The organism is Serratia microhaemolytica (genome assembly GCF_004011885.1).
Classification (GTDB): domain Bacteria; phylum Pseudomonadota; class Gammaproteobacteria; order Enterobacterales; family Enterobacteriaceae; genus Serratia_G; species Serratia_G microhaemolytica.
In genome coordinates this window covers 26,087-40,821 of sequence record NZ_SBEF01000015.1, presented here as the reverse complement: position 1 = coordinate 40,821, position 14,735 = coordinate 26,087, and the positions used below count along the sequence as shown (strand labels likewise).

The 14,735-nt window shown below is 50.1% G+C and carries 12 protein-coding genes; 10 read left to right on the top strand and 2 right to left on the bottom strand.

The genetic code is table 11. The annotated features are described in order from the left end of the window. Complete coding sequence (gene gltS / locus EOJ37_RS06815) at positions 1 to 1,215, bottom strand: sodium/glutamate symporter (RefSeq protein ID WP_127959181.1); 1,215 nt, start codon at positions 1,213 to 1,215, stop codon at positions 1 to 3. A gap of 322 nt (positions 1,216 to 1,537) precedes the next feature. Here gltS and EOJ37_RS06810 point away from each other — a divergent pair, with 322 nt between their 5' ends. Next, a complete protein-coding gene (locus EOJ37_RS06810; RefSeq protein ID WP_127959180.1) occupies positions 1,538 to 2,929 on the top strand; it encodes a uracil-xanthine permease family protein in 1,392 nt (463 codons plus the stop codon). A 101-nt stretch (positions 2,930 to 3,030) separates the two neighbouring features. Here EOJ37_RS06810 and tsaD read toward each other — a convergent pair whose 3' ends face one another. Continuing rightward, positions 3,031 to 4,047, bottom strand: coding sequence for a tRNA (adenosine(37)-N6)-threonylcarbamoyltransferase complex transferase subunit TsaD (gene tsaD / locus EOJ37_RS06805; RefSeq protein WP_127959179.1), 1,017 nt, complete (start codon positions 4,045 to 4,047; stop codon positions 3,031 to 3,033). Between the two features lie 219 nt (positions 4,048 to 4,266). On the opposite strand from tsaD, the gene rpsU reads away from it, so the two are divergent. The 9 genes from rpsU to cysM all read left to right on the top strand — a co-directional run bounded on the left by rpsU (position 4,267) and on the right by cysM (position 14,615). Then, entirely contained in the window at positions 4,267 to 4,482 is a 216-nt protein-coding gene (rpsU, locus tag EOJ37_RS06800) for a 30S ribosomal protein S21 (RefSeq protein WP_001144069.1), read from the top strand. Between the two features lie 135 nt (positions 4,483 to 4,617). Continuing rightward, entirely contained in the window at positions 4,618 to 6,366 is a 1,749-nt protein-coding gene (gene dnaG / locus EOJ37_RS06795) for a DNA primase (RefSeq protein ID WP_127959178.1), read from the top strand. Between the two features lie 231 nt (positions 6,367 to 6,597). Further along, positions 6,598 to 8,430, top strand: a complete 1,833-nt coding sequence (rpoD, locus tag EOJ37_RS06790; protein ID WP_127959177.1) for an RNA polymerase sigma factor RpoD — start codon at positions 6,598 to 6,600, stop codon at positions 8,428 to 8,430. 299 nt (positions 8,431 to 8,729) lie between these two features. Beyond that, positions 8,730 to 9,629, top strand: a complete 900-nt coding sequence (locus EOJ37_RS06785; RefSeq protein WP_127959176.1) for a Dyp-type peroxidase — start codon at positions 8,730 to 8,732, stop codon at positions 9,627 to 9,629. A gap of 232 nt (positions 9,630 to 9,861) precedes the next feature. After that, complete coding sequence (gene cysP / locus EOJ37_RS06780; protein ID WP_127959175.1) at positions 9,862 to 10,884, top strand: thiosulfate ABC transporter substrate-binding protein CysP; 1,023 nt, start codon at positions 9,862 to 9,864, stop codon at positions 10,882 to 10,884. Continuing rightward, on the top strand, positions 10,884 to 11,720 hold the full coding sequence (gene cysT, locus EOJ37_RS06775) for a sulfate/thiosulfate ABC transporter permease CysT (protein WP_127959174.1): 837 nt from the start codon (positions 10,884 to 10,886) through the stop codon (positions 11,718 to 11,720). Before cysP ends, cysT begins: the two co-directional genes overlap by 1 nt. Beyond that, positions 11,717 to 12,586 carry a sulfate/thiosulfate ABC transporter permease CysW gene (gene cysW, locus EOJ37_RS06770; RefSeq protein ID WP_127959173.1) on the top strand — a complete coding sequence of 290 codons (870 nt, stop codon included), beginning with the start codon at positions 11,717 to 11,719 and terminating at the stop codon, positions 12,584 to 12,586. Before cysT ends, cysW begins: the two co-directional genes overlap by 4 nt. Beyond that, positions 12,583 to 13,671 (top strand): sulfate/thiosulfate ABC transporter ATP-binding protein CysA, encoded by a 1,089-nt coding sequence (cysA, locus tag EOJ37_RS06765; RefSeq protein ID WP_127959171.1) that lies wholly within the window; start codon positions 12,583 to 12,585, stop codon positions 13,669 to 13,671. Before cysW ends, cysA begins: the two co-directional genes overlap by 4 nt. Before the next feature lie 62 nt (positions 13,672 to 13,733). Then, positions 13,734 to 14,615: a cysteine synthase CysM gene (gene cysM / locus EOJ37_RS06760; protein WP_127959222.1), complete on the top strand. Its 882-nt coding sequence runs from the start codon at positions 13,734 to 13,736 to the stop codon at positions 14,613 to 14,615. Positions 14,616 to 14,735 lie beyond the last annotated feature (120 nt).

Sequence of the window (14,735 nt, the reverse complement as noted above, 5' to 3'; positions counted from 1 at the left end):
TTACCCGACAACGGTAGTAAAGCCAGGCAACATTAGATAAAGCTTAATAATGATCGCGTTGGCGATATCGATAAAGAATGCACCCACCATTGGCACGACTAAAAATGCCAGGTGTGAAGGGCCAAAACGATCAGTGATCGCCTGCATATTAGCAATTGCTGTCGGAGTTGCTCCCATACCAAAACCGCAATGGCCTGCCGCTAACACGGCCGCATCGTAAGAGCGCCCCATGACTCGATAGGTGACAAAAATAGCATACAGCGCCATCACCAGTGCCTGTACCGAGAGGATCAGCAACATTGGCAGTGCCAGCGAGGCAAGTTCCCAGAGGCGTAGGCTCATCAGTGCCATGGCCAAAAACAGCGATAAACTGACGTTGCCAAGCACCGAAACAGCACGTTCGAAGATGGTATATAACCCAGTTGCCGAGAGCGTGTTGCTGACAATTACGCCCATAAACAGTACACAGACAAAGGTCGGTAACTCGAAAACCGTACCTCTCAGTGCGTCGGCAATGATGTTACCGAAGCTGAGGCAGACAGCGATCATAGCAATGGTTTCGACCAGTACCAGCGAAGTGATCAAACGGCCACTTTCCGGTTTTTCAAAACCACTGGGTTGTACACTGTCCTCTGCTGCTGCATCGGGTATCGAGGAGCGTTTGACCAAATGGCGCGCAACCGGACCACCAATCAGCCCACCGAGAACCAGTCCGAAAGTAGCACAAGCCATCGCAACTTCGGTGGCGTTGGCAAAACCGTACTGCTCAACAAACACTTTACTCCACGCGGCACCAGTACCGTGACCACCGGAAAGGGTGATAGAACCGGCGATTAGACCCATTAATGGATCGAGGCCGAGCATTTTTGCCATACCGACACCGATACCGTTCTGTACCAGCAATAGACCAAGCACTACAAACAGGAAAACAACCAGTGCCTTACCACCCGCTCGTAAACGGGCGAGGTTAGCATTTAGACCTACGGTGGCGAAAAAAGCCAGCATTAGGGGATCTTTCAGCGACATATCGAAGCCGATTTCCCAATTGACTGTTTTCTTGATAACCAGCAGCAATAATGCAACCAACAGGCCACCAGCAACGGGTGCTGGGATTGTATATTTTCTTAGCAGAGGAATCGAACGCACACATTTGCCGCCGAGCAGCAGAACCAGTGTGGCAGCGACTAAAGTGCCATAAGTATCAAGATGGAACATCTAGTTACCCCGTATGATTAAAGCAATAGTAAATAATAAGTTACAAATTCCACTCAATTTTTTAACTTAGTGAGTGCAGGATTAGAAGTAAAAATCGTAAACAACACAAGAGAAAATAGGTGGAAATGAGACGCTCATAAAGTTTTTCCTCCATCTTGTGCAATTTGACAGCGCTTTCTGTGTCGTTTTTAACCAGCGGTATGCTACACAAAATGGAGTAGGGTGCCTTTGAGGATAGTACAGATATATTGTTAAGCAACCGTTTGCTTTTCTTCACTGGCAGATTAAAATGCCCTCTTTTCCGCTGTGAGAATACACTGCCATGACGATTCAATCCACCAGGTCTGGTAATAGAGCGGATAGATCGGCCAGTACAGGCAGCAGTGAACTGATCTATCACCTGGATGAGCGCCCACCTCTGCCGCAAGCGCTATTTGCTGCCAGCCAACATCTGTTAGCGATGTTTGTTGCCGTGATCACTCCTGCGATACTGATTTGCCAAGCACTGGGGCTGCCGCCACAAGATACTCAGCGCATTATCAGTATGTCGTTATTCGCCTCCGGCTTGGCCTCTATTTTACAAATCAGAACCTGGGGACCAGTCGGTTCGGGGCTGCTATCGATCCAAGGTACCAGTTTCAACTTTGTGGCTCCGCTGATCATGGGGGGATTGGCACTAAAAAATGGTGGGGCTGATATCCCGACCATGATGGCGGCACTGTTTGGTACTTTGATGCTCGCTGCCTGCACTGAAATTTTACTCTCACGGGTGCTACACCTGGCACACCGAATTATTACGCCACTGGTCTCTGGCATTGTGGTGATGATTATTGGCTTGTCGCTGATCCAGATTGGCTTAACTTCGATCGGTGGTGGTTATGCTGCGCTTAATAATCAAACTTTTGGCGCTCCTGATAACTTGCTGTTGGCGGGTGTGGTGCTGGGGGTCATTATTGCGCTGAATCGGCAACGTAATCCTTATCTGCGTGTCGCCTCATTGGTGATAGCGATGGCGATTGGCTATCTGCTCGCCTGGTGGTTAGGGATGCTACCGGCTACACAGGCTGATGGAACGGCCCCGTTAGTGATGTTGCCTATGCCGCTCTATTATGGGCTGGGCTTTGACTGGGGTTTACTATTGCCGTTGATGCTGGTGTTTATGGTGACTTCGCTTGAGACGATCGGTGATATCACCGCCACCTCAGATGTCTCGGAACAACCGGTTAGTGGGCCACTATATATGAGGCGTTTAAAAGGTGGAGTATTGGCAAATGGCCTGAACTCAATGTTATCGGCGATGTTTAACACCTTCCCTAACTCCTGTTTTAGCCAAAACAATGGTGTGATCCAACTGACAGGGGTCGCCAGCCGTTACGTTGGCTTTCTAGTGGCACTGATGCTGATGTTGCTGGGCATCTTTCCTGGTGTTGCGGGTTTTGTCCAGCAGATCCCCGAACCGATACTTGGTGGTGCAACCATTGTGATGTTTGGCACCATTGCAGCATCTGGCGTTCGGATTGTGGCGCGTGAAACGTTGAATCGACGTGCGATCATGATTATCGCGCTGTCGCTTGCCGTCGGTTTGGGTGTGTCACAGCAGCCGCTGATCCTACAGTTTTCTCCCGATTGGCTAAAAACGTTGTTCTCTTCCGGCATCGCTGCCGGTGGTATCACAGCGATTGTGCTCAATCTACTGTTTCCGCAAGAGAAATAGTCAACCTGAGGGCAAGATTGGTGGCTATCAACCATGTACGGTCGCCGTTTTTAGCACAATCAACCGGTTGCAGCAGGCTTACCGCTGACTAAAGTGGGGTGCTACTGACCAACAGGGGTTAACTGAGCCAGTGGCCAGCGTGGATGCACAGTGACGCCCAGAGATGTCTGCGGGCTATTTAAGCGCACCATACCGGCATAAGCGATCATCGCACCGTTATCGGTGCAGAATTCGGGGCGGGGATAAAAAACATGACCGCCGCGCTGTTGCATCACGCTAGCCAGCTTATCACGTAAGGTACGGTTGGCGCTGACACCACCAGCGACCACCAATCGGTTCAATCCAGTTTGCTCAAGGGCGCGTTTGCATTTGATCGCCAAAGTGTCAACCACGGCATCTTCAAAGGCGCGTGCGATATCGGCCCGGGTTTGTGGATCGTCACCATGCGTGCGGGCAGTGTTGGCGGCAAAGGTTTTCAAACCAGAGAAACTGAAATCTAACCCGGGACGATCTGTCATTGGTCGTGGGAAAGTGAAGCGTCCAGTGACCCCTTGTTGTGCCAATTGTGACAACAGTGGCCCACCTGGATAGTCTAGTCCCAATAGTTTTGCTGTTTTGTCGAATGCTTCACCTGCTGCATCATCGATTGACTCCCCCAGTAGCGTGTACTCACCAATCCCGGTCACTTGGATCAACTGGGTGTGCCCACCGGAGACCAGCAGTGCGACAAAAGGAAACTGAGGTGGCTGAGCTTCTAGCATTGGGGCCAGTAAGTGCCCCTCCATATGGTGAACTGCCACGGCAGGGACTTGCCAAGCGAATGCCAGCGCACGGCCAATGGTTGCACCAACCAATAAGGCACCCACTAGCCCAGGCCCTGCTGTATAAGCAACCGCATTAATATCGTCGGCGGTGAGGTTAGCCTGTTGCAGCGCCGCCTGAATAAGCGGCACCGTCTTGCGCACATGGTCGCGTGAGGCCAGTTCAGGCACCACACCACCATAGTCAGCATGGATTTTAACTTGACTATAGAGTTGATTGGCGAGTAGACCTGCTTCATCATCGTAGATGGCAATGCCAGTTTCATCACAGGATGTTTCGATACCCAGTACGCGCATTGTTGTTTCCGTTGTTTACCGAGGGATTAGCAGTTTGTGTTCACTGCGTTGCGTCAGTCTAACATAACCGAGTCGATTTTGGTTCTGGCTCGCCGGGCGTGTTTGGCGCTTTTGATTTCTCCTTTACAAAGCCATATTCCTTACAGTAGAATTCGGCACCATTCTGAAATGTTGGCGTTTGGTCAGCAAAAAAGCGAATTTTATTGAGGTGAGAGGCACATGCCGGTAATTAAAGTACGTGAAAACGAGCCATTTGACGTTGCTCTACGTCGTTTCAAGCGTTCTTGCGAGAAAGCAGGAGTTTTGGCTGAAGTTCGTCGTCGTGAGTTCTATGAAAAACCAACGACAGAGCGTAAGCGCGCTAAGGCGTCGGCAGTAAAACGTCATGCGAAGAAGTTGGCTCGCGAAAACGCACGCCGCACTCGTCTGTATTGATCCTTAGGGGTTAGCCCCACCGCGTGATTTTTAATTTCCAAGAACACGCAGACCGAGTAGTTGCATATGAAGGCCGTGCATTTCCTTAAGAAATGCGCGGCTTATTCTCGTTTATAGGAAATTGAATAAAAGCTTATGGCTGGGCGAATTCCTCGCGTATTTATCAATGACTTGCTGGCTCGCACCGATATTGTTGATCTCATCGATATACGAGTAAAACTCAAGAAACAGGGTAAAAATTATCACGCGTGCTGTCCATTCCATAATGAAAAGACCCCCTCGTTTACGGTGAATGGGGAAAAACAGTTCTATCACTGCTTTGGTTGTGGTGCGCACGGTAATGCCATCGACTTTTTGATGAATTATGATCGGCTTGAATTTGTCGAAACCATCGAAGAGTTGGCGGCAATGCACGGTCTTGATGTGCCGTATGAGGCAGGTAGTGGCCCAACACAGATGGAACGTCACCAGCGCCAGAGCCTATATCAACTGATGGGGCAACTGAGCGAGTTCTATCAGCAGTCGTTGCAGCAGAGTCATGGTCAACAGGCGAGAAATTACCTCAGTCAACGTGGTTTGAGTGAAGAGATTATTCGCCATTTTGCTATTGGTTTTGCCCCAGCAGGTTGGGACAATGCGTTAAAGCGCTTCGGTCGCGCAGCCGGTGGCCTGGCCGCACTGAACGATGCCGGAATGCTGGTGACTAATGAGCAAGGGCGCAGCTACGATCGCTTTCGTGAACGTGTCATGTTCCCGATCCGCGACAAGCGTGGGCGAGTGATTGCTTTTGGTGGACGGGTTCTGGGGGAAGGGATGCCGAAATATCTCAATTCACCAGAGACCGAAATATTTCACAAAGGCCGGCAACTGTACGGCTTATATGAAGCACAGCAGCAACAGAGCAATCCGCAGCGCCTGTTGGTAGTTGAAGGCTATATGGATGTGGTAGCACTGGCTCAATATGGTATTGATTACGCAGTGGCCTCATTGGGTACCTCGACTACCGCTGAACACGTTCAGCTACTGTTTCGTGTGACTGATAATGTCATCTGTTGTTATGATGGCGATCGCGCAGGGCGCGAGGCAGCTTGGCGAGCATTGGAAACTGCACTGCCTTACTTGAATGATGGTCGACAGTTGCGTTTTATGTTTTTACCTGATGGTGAAGATCCAGATACTCTGGTACGTAAAGAAGGAAAGCAGGCGTTTGAACAGCGCATCGAGCATGCGCAACCGCTCTCCACCTTCTTGTTTGAAACACTGGTGACGCAAGTTGACTTAAGTAGCGTAGATGGGCGGGCAAAATTGAGTACACTAGCTCTGCCGCTGATTGGTCAGGTGCCAGGCGAAACACTGCGATTGTATCTGCGCCAGCAATTAGGTAACAAATTAGGTCTGCTGGATGATAACCAACTGGATAAGTTGATGCCGAGACAGGCAACAGCAACAAATGGTTATCGCGCGGTACAGTTAAAACGCACCACCATGCGGATCTTAGTCGGGTTACTCGTACAGAACCCGCAGTTGGCTACACTTATACCTTCATTAGAAGGTCTTGAACAGGCTAATCAGGCGGGTTTAACGCTTTTTATTGAGTTAGTGCAAACTTGTTTAGCGCAACCCGGTCTAACCACAGGTCAGCTACTGGAGCTTTATCGGGATAACAAATTTAGTCAGCAGCTTGAAAGTCTCGCGATGTGGAACCATATGATCGTCGATGAGATGATTGAACAGACCTTTTTGGATACCTTGGCAAGTTTGTATGATTCAGTACTTGAACAGCGATTGGAAACCCTGATTGCAAAGGCGAGAACGGCAAGTTTGAGCCAGGAAGAGCGCGAAGAGGTGCGTTCACTGAATCAGATATTGGCCAAAAAACACTAAAGATATCCTGATGAATTGACGTTACAGAGGAGTAACAACTCTGCTACGTTACGTCTGAAGGGTATAACACCTATACCGAACGGCTTAAGTGCCGCTAAATGCAGGGAGTGAGCCTTGCGATATGCCGCCACATCTGGGCAGCGGCAATAATAAAAACGTCCCAAATGATATTGTTGGCAGTTTCGCCGACCGACACCAACCCAAATTACTCTGAAGCGTGGATACCGCCTTATGGAGCAAAACCCGCAGTCACAGCTTAAGCTACTTGTCACCCGTGGTAAGGAGCAAGGCTATTTGACCTATGCTGAGGTCAATGACCATCTGCCAGAAGATATCGTCGATTCTGATCAGATCGAAGACATCATCCAGATGATTAACGACATGGGCATTCAGGTGATGGAAGAAGCACCTGATGCTGATGATTTAATGCTGGCTGAGCACACCACCGATGCCGATGAAGATGCGGCAGAAGCGGCAGCTCAGGTGCTTTCCAGTGTTGAATCTGAAATTGGCCGTACCACGGACCCAGTACGCATGTATATGCGTGAAATGGGTACCGTTGAATTGCTGACGCGTGAGGGCGAAATTGATATCGCCAAACGTATCGAGGATGGCATCAACCAGGTACAGTGCTCGGTTGCCGAGTATCCTGAGGCGATCACCTACCTGCTCGAACAGTATGATCGGGTAGAAGCGGGCGAAACGCGGCTCTCTGATTTGATCACCGGCTTCGTTGATCCTGATGCGCAGCAGGAAGATTTGGCACCAACGGCAACGCATATTGGTTCGGAACTGCCAGCCGAAGAGCACGATGTTGATGAAGAGGCTGAGGAAGAGAGTGAAGACGATCACAGCATCGATCCTGAGTTAGCGCGTCAGAAGTTTGCTGATCTGCGTGCGCAATATGAGACCACGCGCCTAGCGATCAAGAAGCATGGGCGGAGTCATCAGCGTGCGATAGAGGAGATCCACAACTTATCGGAAGTGTTCAAACAGTTCCGTCTGGTGCCGAAACAGTTCGATTTTCTGGTTAACTCAATGCGCAGCATGATGGAGCGAGTTCGTAGCCAGGAACGCTTGATCATGAAGCTCTGTGTTGAGCAGTGCAAAATGCCAAAGAAGAACTTTGTCAGCCTGTTTACTGGTAATGAAACCAGCGAGACTTGGTTCTCTGCTGCATTAGCGATGGGCAAACCGTGGTCCGAAAGATTGCAGGATGTCGGTGAAGAAGTTCAGCGCAGCTTACAGAAATTGGCTCAGATCGAACAAGAGACAGGGCTAACGATTGATCAGGTCAAAGACATCAACCGCCGTATGTCGATTGGTGAAGCGAAGGCACGTCGTGCCAAAAAGGAGATGGTAGAGGCAAACTTGCGTCTGGTTATCTCGATCGCCAAGAAATATACCAACCGTGGTCTACAGTTCCTCGATCTGATCCAGGAAGGGAATATTGGCCTGATGAAAGCGGTAGATAAGTTTGAGTATCGCCGGGGTTATAAGTTTTCAACTTATGCCACTTGGTGGATCCGTCAGGCGATCACTCGTTCGATTGCTGATCAGGCACGCACTATCCGTATTCCGGTGCATATGATTGAGACAATTAACAAACTCAACCGTATTTCACGCCAGATGCTACAGGAAATGGGGCGAGAACCCACGCCGGAAGAGTTAGCTGAACGGATGCTGATGCCGGAAGATAAGATCCGCAAAGTACTGAAAATCGCTAAAGAACCGATTTCAATGGAAACGCCGATTGGTGATGATGAAGATTCACATCTTGGTGATTTTATTGAAGATACAACCCTCGAATTGCCGCTTGACTCGGCGACTTCAGAGAGTTTGCGTACCGCCACCAACGATGTACTGGCGGGTTTAACCGCACGGGAAGCAAAGGTACTGCGTATGCGTTTTGGTATTGATATGAATACCGATCACACGTTGGAAGAGGTCGGCAAGCAATTTGATGTCACACGCGAGCGTATTCGCCAGATCGAAGCGAAAGCACTGCGTAAATTGCGTCACCCAAGTCGTTCAGAAGTGTTGCGCAGCTTCCTCGACGACTAATCCACCTCCCGCGCTGGCTTCTGCTGGCACGTTTGCAGCGTGAACCTTGAACTCTGGGGTTCACGCTGAGTCTCTCTCGCTCGTTCCCTCGCAGCATGTTGGCTGCTGATCATACCGTTACAGTGCAATACTAGCCGAGCAAGGCATTCCCTCACGCAGAATTAGCACAATATTTAGCTAAAGAATCAGGTGACTCCCAGTGGGCAGAGACTGATGATTAATCTGCGTTATTCACTTTATATCGCCAGTTGCAACAGGCTATAGTTATCTCCTCAATTTAGTTGATAAGGTAATGGAACATGGTGCAGGCTCAGAGTGGTATCTTATTGGAACATTGCCGTTTCGGCATTTTTATAGAAGCGACAGTGGTAGGGGAATTGGATGAAGTGCGTCGTGCCAGTCGACAGTTTTGCCAGGCATTGACACAGTTACAGCAACAATTCCCCGACGCTCAACTGGGGGCAGTGATTGCCTTTGGTGCGCACACTTGGTACCAGCTTAGTTCGGGTGAAGGTGCCAGTGAACTGAAACCCTTCACCACACTGGGTAAAGGGTTGGCACCAGCAACTCAGCGCGATCTGTTGATCCACATTCAATCACTACGTCACGACGTAAACTTCAGCGTGGCACAAGCGGCATTAGCGGTATTTGGTACAGCAATTCGAGTTGACGAGGAGACGCATGGTTTCCGCTGGGTAGAAGATCGTGACCTCAGCGGTTTTATTGATGGTACTGAAAACCCGCAAAACGAACAGCGTGCAGCGGTGGCACTGATTACTGAAGGTGAAGTAGATCAAGGCGGCAGCTATGTTTTGGTTCAGCGTTATGAGCATAACCTGCAACAGTGGCAGCGTTTCACGGTAGAGCAGCAACAACAGATCATTGGTAGAACCAAACAGGAGAGTGAAGAACTTCCTGCTGACAAACGGCCAGATACCTCACACGTTAGCCGTGTTGATCTGAAACAACAGGGCAAAGGGCTGAAAATTTTGCGGCAAAGTTTGCCGTATGGCACAGCCAGCGGTAAGCATGGCCTCTATTTTATCGCCTACTGTGCGCGGCTGTACAACCTGGAACAGCAGCTACTGAGCATGTTTGGCCACCTTGATGGCAAACATGACGCTATGTTGCGCTTTAGTCGCCCGGTAACTGGTGGTTACTACTTTGCCCCGTCACTGACCCGTCTACTGGCGCTATAGCTGGTTGATGGCACATTTCGACCTACCGCGAGCCAGGAGACTGGCTCTCATCCTTCCTTCGGAAAATGACACTTATAGCGTTTAACACTTGAAAATCGCAAAATAGTATATAAAAGCGTTATATATCTGGCCTTGCTCCTCAATACACTAGCGACCATCAAGTGACGAATTGTTGGGCTGCTGGAAGTGAAACCGAAAGTAGAATAACGGCAAAAATGTGAAGAGGTGTGGCATGACATTTATTCAGTTAAAAAAAATAATATGCAACAGCGGATTGGCACTACTGCTTGTGAGCAGTGGTAACACATCGGCGCTAGAACTGCTTAACAGCTCCTATGATATTTCGCGCGAACTGTTTGCCGCGCTGAATCCGGCATTTGAACAGCAATGGCAGCAGCAACATCCTAATGAAAAAATCACGATTAAACAGTCTCATGCGGGATCTTCCAAACAGGCACTGGCGATTTTGCAGGGGCTACGTGCTGATGTCGTCACCTATAACCAGGTCACAGATGTTCAGATCCTGCACGATCGCGGCAAACTGATCCCAGCAGATTGGCAGCAACGTTTGCCAAATAACAGCTCACCGTTTTACTCCACAATGGCGTTTCTCGTGCGTGCAGGTAATCCAAAACAGATCCAGAATTGGCAGGATCTAGCGCGCAGTGATGTACAACTGGTGTTTCCTAACCCAAAAACTTCCGGCAATGGCCGCTACACCTACCTTGCTGCTTGGGGCGCTAGCAACCTAGCAAATGCTGGTGATCAGCAACAGACACAACAGTTTATGCGCCAGTTATTGAAAAACGTTCAGGTATTCGATACCGGTGGTCGTGGCGCCACCGCCAGCTTTGTCGAACGAGGCATTGGGGACGTATTAATTAGCTTTGAGTCAGAGGTTAATAATATTCGCCAGCAGTATGGAGTGGAAAAATATCAGGTGATCGTACCTCCTGTTAACATATTGGCAGAATTTCCAGTAACCTGGATTGATAAGAATGTTGAGAGAAAGGGCACTGCGCTAGCGGCAAAAGCTTATCTTGAATATCTCTACAGTCCGGCAGCTCAGCGCAAAATCACTGAATTTTACTACCGGGTTTATGATCAGAATGCAATGGCAGACGTGCAGCAGCGCTTCCCCGCCAGTAAACTGTTTCGGGTTGAAGAGCAATTTGGCTCCTGGCCAGAGGCGAATCGTCTCCACTTCGCCAGTGGTGGACAGTTTGACCAATTATTGGCTGAGGGGCATCAATAATGGTGAAGCCGGCCAGTAAACGTGTGCTACCTGGCTTCACGCTCAGCCTCGGCTGCAGCCTGCTCTATACCTGTCTGATCCTGTTACTGCCGCTCAGTGCATTGCTGATGCAACTGGCACAGATGAGCTTGGCACAATATTGGCAAGTGATCAGCCATCCACAGCTAATAGCAGCCTATAAAGTGACACTGCTCGCTGCTGGTGTTGCCAGCTTGTTCAATGCACTATTTGGCATGTTAATGGCCTGGATCCTGACCCGTTATCAATTCCCGGGGCGTACATTGCTGGATGGGTTGATCGACCTGCCATTTGCACTGCCAACAGCAGTAGCCGGGTTAACCTTGGCAGGGTTGTTCTCCACCAGTGGCTGGTATGGTCAATGGTTGGCGCAGTTTGATATCAAAGTCTCGTTCACCTGGCTGGGAATTGCAGTCGCAATGGCATTCACTAGCATTCCGTTTGTGGTGCGAACAGTGCAGCCAGTACTGGAGGAGTTAGCACTAGAGTATGAAGAAGCAGCCGAAACACTGGGAGCCAGTAGATGGCAAACCTTTCATCGCGTGATATTACCGGAAATTGCGCCGGCACTGCTGGCGGGCACCGCGCTCTCTTTTACTCGCAGTCTAGGTGAATTTGGCGCAGTGATTTTTATTGCGGGAAATATCGCTTGGCAAACTGAAGTCACTTCGCTGATGATTTTTGTTCGCCTACAAGAGTTCGACTACCCGGCGGCTAGCGCTATCGCTTCAGTGATCTTGGCAGCCTCGCTGTTGTTATTGTTTGCGATTAACATCTTGCAGAGCCGTTTTGGTCGCAGGTTGGGGGGGGCAGCATGACAGTGATACGCAAGGTTAATCTTCCGGCGAACGGTACGATAAATTGGGGGAAATGGCTGCTTATCAGCATGGGTATGCTATTCACCCTGCTGCTACTGGTCGTGCCACTGGTGATGATCTTCAGCCAGGCATTATCACTGGGTCTGAACGCAGTTTGGCAGAATCTGGTTGAACCCGATATGTTACATGCGATCTGGTTAACCTTGCTGATGGCACTGATTACAGTACCGGTCAATCTGCTATTTGGCACCTTACTGGCTTGGTTAGTGACGCGCTTTAATTTTCCTGGCCGCCAACTGCTATTAACACTGTTTGATATCCCATTTGCCGTTTCTCCGGTGGTTGCAGGGCTGCTTTATCTGCTGTTTTACGGTAGTAATGGCCCGCTAGGCGGCTGGTTGGAGAGCCATAACCTGCAATTGATGTTCTCTTGGCCTGGTATGGTATTGGTCACCCTCTTTGTCACTTGCCCATTTGTGGTACGCGAACTGGTGCCATTGATGATGAGCCAAGGTAGTCAGGAAGATGAGGCTGCGGTGCTGCTAGGGGCTTCTGGCTGGCAGATGTTTTGGCGTGTCACTTTGCCAAATATCCGCTGGGCATTGCTATATGGAGTGGTACTGACCAATGCACGAGCGATCGGTGAGTTTGGTGCGGTATCGGTAGTCTCTGGTGCTATCCGTGGCGAAACTTACACCTTACCGCTACAGATTGAACTGCTGCATCAAGACTACAACAACGTTGGCGCTTTCACTGCTGCCACATTATTAACACTACTGGCTATTGCAACCCTGTTGTTAAAAAGTGCATTACAGTGGCGTCTCGAGCGCCAGCAGTCATATCGTGAAGCGGAGGAACAGCAATGAGTATCGAGATTAACCGTATCAACAAATTCTTTGGACGTAGCCAAGTGCTGCATGATATCTCGTTGAACATCTGCTCGGGTGAAATGGTAGCGCTGTTAGGCCCCTCTGGATCGGGTAAAACCACGTTACTGCGCATCATTGCCGGGCTAGAGCAGCAGAGCCGTGGTAGCCTGGCATTCCATGGTGTTGATGTGAGTGGACTGCACCCACGAGATCGGCAGGTCGGTTTCGTATTCCAACACTATGCGCTATTTCGTCATATGAGCGTATTTGACAACGTTGCCTTTGGCTTGACGGTGTTGCCACGTCGCCAGCGACCGACAGCCGCCGCGATCAAACAGAAAGTGACTCAGCTACTCGATATGGTGCAGTTGCGCCATTTTGCCAATCGCTACCCGGCACAGCTCTCAGGTGGGCAGAGACAGCGGGTCGCGCTGGCGCGGGCATTAGCCGTGGAGCCACAAATTCTGTTGCTTGATGAGCCATTCGGAGCCTTGGATGCTCAAGTCCGCAAAGAGTTGCGGCGCTGGTTGCGTCAACTGCATGAAGAGCTGAAATTTACCAGCGTGTTTGTGACCCACGATCAAGAAGAGGCATTAGAGGTGGCAGATCGCGTGGTGGTAATGAGCCAAGGTAACATTGAACAAGTGGGCACACCCAGCGAGATCATTGATCAGCCTGCTAGCCGTTTTGTGTTGGAATTTATTGGTGAAGTGAACCAGTTCAGTGGTGAGGTCCGAGGCACGCAACTGTTCGTTGGTGGCTACCAGTGGCCTTTGGCACAGCCGCTGTTATATCAAGGTGTCGTAGAGCTGTTTCTACGTCCTTGGGAGATGGCGTTGAGTAGTGACGCGAGCCCTCGTTGCCCATTACCGGTACAAGTGATCGAAGTTAACCCGCATGGTCATTTTTGGCAGTTAACTGTGCAGCCAATAGGTTGGCATCAGGCACCACTTAGCGTTATCTTACCAACAACACAGCCAGTGCCTGTTCGTGCTGGTCGCTACTATGTCGGTGCTTGCAATGCACGGCTCTATGCCGGTGAACAACAGTTACAGCCGATAGCACTGGCGAAGAGCGCTTAGGTTGTAACGATCAGCTCGTGACGGACAAATTTGCGGTAGTGACAACAGGAGAGATGACTAGCGTGACAATATTGGAGCAGTGTATAGGCAATACCCCACTGGTTAAGTTGCAGCGGCTCACCGAGGGGCTAGACAGTGAGATCTGGTTAAAACTGGAGGGAAATAACCCTGCAGGTTCGGTCAAAGATCGTGCGGCGCTCGCGATGATCCAGCAGGCTGAACGCCGAGGAGAGATCAAGCCAGGCGACAGCCTGATCGAGGCAACCAGCGGGAATACGGGCATTGCACTGGCAATGATCTGTGCGGTTAAAGGCTACCGTTTAAAATTGCTGATGCCGGAGAACATGAGCTTAGAGCGTCAAGCAGCGATGCGAGCCTACGGTGCTGAGTTGATACTGGTAAGTAGTGAGCTGGGGATGGAGGGTGCGCGTGATCTGGCGCAAACGATGCAGCAGCAAGGGCAAGGGTGGGTGCTGGATCAATTTAATAACCAAGATAATCCTTACGCTCACTTCACCAGTACAGGCCCTGAAATCTGGCAGCAAACAGCAGGTAACTTGACTCACTTTGTCTCCTGCATGGGAACCACCGGCACTATTACTGGGGTTGGTGCTTATCTGAAGCAGCAGAAACCACAGATCCAGATCATCGGGCTACAACCGGCAGAAGGCAGCTCAATTCCTGGCATTCGTCGTTGGCCCGCAGCGTACCTGCCTGGAATTTATCGACCTGAACTGGTGGATCAACTGTTGGATATCAGTCAACAGGCGGCCGAACAGACGATGCGTCAACTGGCTCAGCGAGAAGGGATCTTTTGTGGTGTTAGTTCTGGTGGAGCGGTCAGTGGTGCATTGCGTCTTGCAGCCGATAATCCTGGCAGTCGTATCGTCGCAATTATCTGTGATCGTGGTGATCGTTACCTCTCTACTGGGGTCTTTGGCTAGCAGGCACCTCTAGGCAGCGTATGAACTGCTGACATACTGCGTGTACGCGCTGATCTCAGCACACGAGCTGTGTCCATCTTTTGCTGCCGATTATACCGACTGAAATAAGAGTTAGACTTC

What these genes read in the sequence shown, in the direction of transcription:
- cysW (WP_127959173.1), top strand. Translation starts at nt 11,717, where the DNA reads ATGACAGTGATACGCAAGGTTAATCTTCCGGCGAACGGTACGATAAAT.
- cysP (WP_127959175.1), top strand. Translation starts at nt 9,862, where the DNA reads ATGACATTTATTCAGTTAAAAAAAATAATATGCAACAGCGGATTGGCA.
- gltS (WP_127959181.1), bottom strand. Translation starts at nt 1,215, where the DNA reads ATGTTCCATCTTGATACTTATGGCACTTTAGTCGCTGCCACACTGGTT.
- dnaG (WP_127959178.1), top strand. Translation starts at nt 4,618, where the DNA reads ATGGCTGGGCGAATTCCTCGCGTATTTATCAATGACTTGCTGGCTCGC.
- EOJ37_RS06810 (WP_127959180.1), top strand. Translation starts at nt 1,538, where the DNA reads ATGACGATTCAATCCACCAGGTCTGGTAATAGAGCGGATAGATCGGCC.
- cysT (WP_127959174.1), top strand. Translation starts at nt 10,884, where the DNA reads ATGGTGAAGCCGGCCAGTAAACGTGTGCTACCTGGCTTCACGCTCAGC.
- EOJ37_RS06785 (WP_127959176.1), top strand. Translation starts at nt 8,730, where the DNA reads ATGGTGCAGGCTCAGAGTGGTATCTTATTGGAACATTGCCGTTTCGGC.
- tsaD (WP_127959179.1), bottom strand. Translation starts at nt 4,047, where the DNA reads ATGCGCGTACTGGGTATCGAAACATCCTGTGATGAAACTGGCATTGCC.
- rpsU (WP_001144069.1), top strand. Translation starts at nt 4,267, where the DNA reads ATGCCGGTAATTAAAGTACGTGAAAACGAGCCATTTGACGTTGCTCTA.
- rpoD (WP_127959177.1), top strand. Translation starts at nt 6,598, where the DNA reads ATGGAGCAAAACCCGCAGTCACAGCTTAAGCTACTTGTCACCCGTGGT.
- cysA (WP_127959171.1), top strand. Translation starts at nt 12,583, where the DNA reads ATGAGTATCGAGATTAACCGTATCAACAAATTCTTTGGACGTAGCCAA.